The organism is Myxococcus sp. CA039A (genome assembly GCF_013336645.1).
Lineage (GTDB): Bacteria > Myxococcota > Myxococcia > Myxococcales > Myxococcaceae > Myxococcus > Myxococcus llanfairpwllgwyngyllgogerychwyrndrobwllllantysiliogogogochensis.
The window spans coordinates 1-960 of sequence record NZ_JABUMQ010000705.1 but is presented as its reverse complement, the minus strand read 5'-3'; the positions used below and the strand labels follow the sequence as shown (position 1 = coordinate 960).

The window sequence follows — 960 nt, the reverse complement described above, 5'->3', positions numbered from 1 at the left end:
CCGTAGGCCCGCTGGCCCCCTTCCCGGACCCGGGTCCGAGAGGGGCGCCCAGGGTTGTTCCACCGAGCGGGGGCGCTCGGGCAGGGCGCCCCCGCCTCCCACCCCACGAGGTGGGCAGACGGGCGCCCCCTTCGAGGGCTTCCGGGCGTGGGCTTTGGAAGGCAGACCTGGCGGGCGCTGAATGCCTCACCCACGTCTTGCCGGTGACTGATACACAACGAAATCTACACGGCAGGGGGGACCGCGAAGAGATAGACCTCCTGCGACTCAAAAGACTTGGCAGAGACAGGGAGGCGGCAGGTGAGGGAAGATGAAGTCATGAAGGACACGGCCAGTGGGGAGCCTGAACCCCAGGAAGGTGAGCGGCCCAAGGGCCCGCCGCTCGGAGAAGTGCTCGAGTTCATGCGCCTGCTGTGGGCCGTGGACCACGGGCTCCAATCCACCTCGAAGCGAATGGAGTCGACGCTGGGCCTCACCGGTCCGCAGCGGCTCGTCATCCGCCTGGTGGGTCGCTTCCCGGGCATCACCGCCGGCACGCTCGCCCAGATTCTCCACGTCCACCCGAGCACCCTGACGGGCGTGCTCAAGCGGCTGGAGAAGCGCGGCCTGCTGGAGCGCAAGTCGGACCCGCTGGACGGACGCAAGGCGCTGTTCGCCCTCACGGAGACTGGACGCGGGCTGGACGTTCCCTCCGAGGGCACCGTCGAGTCGGCCGTGGCGCGCGTCCTCTCCCGGATGTCGCGCAACCGCATCCTCTGCACGCAGGACGTGCTCACCGCGCTCGCCCAGGAGCTGGGTGGCGTGCCGCCTCCGGAAGAGGACCTCGCCGACCCGACCGCGAAGAAGTCGGACGCTCGCTGAACAGGCGTGTCACGGCCCGCCCCTCCGGCGGGCCTCCGCTCGGTCGCTTCAAACTCCACGAGCGTCGACCGGTGCCGCCCCCCGCGCAGGCCCTCGACG

The 960-nt window shown here is 70.3% G+C and carries 1 protein-coding gene; it reads left to right on the top strand.

What is annotated here, in order from left to right; translation table 11 throughout:
* Window positions 1-318: 318 nt before the first annotated feature.
* Window positions 319-861: a MarR family winged helix-turn-helix transcriptional regulator gene (locus HR086_RS47150; protein ID WP_141649414.1), complete on the top strand. Its 543-nt coding sequence runs from the start codon at window positions 319-321 to the stop codon at window positions 859-861.
* Window positions 862-960: the final 99 nt, after the last annotated feature.

Excerpts from the sequence above, each read along its gene's own strand:
- HR086_RS47150 (WP_141649414.1), top strand. The coding sequence starts at position 319 with ATGAAGGACACGGCCAGTGGGGAGCCTGAACCCCAGGAAGGTGAGCGG.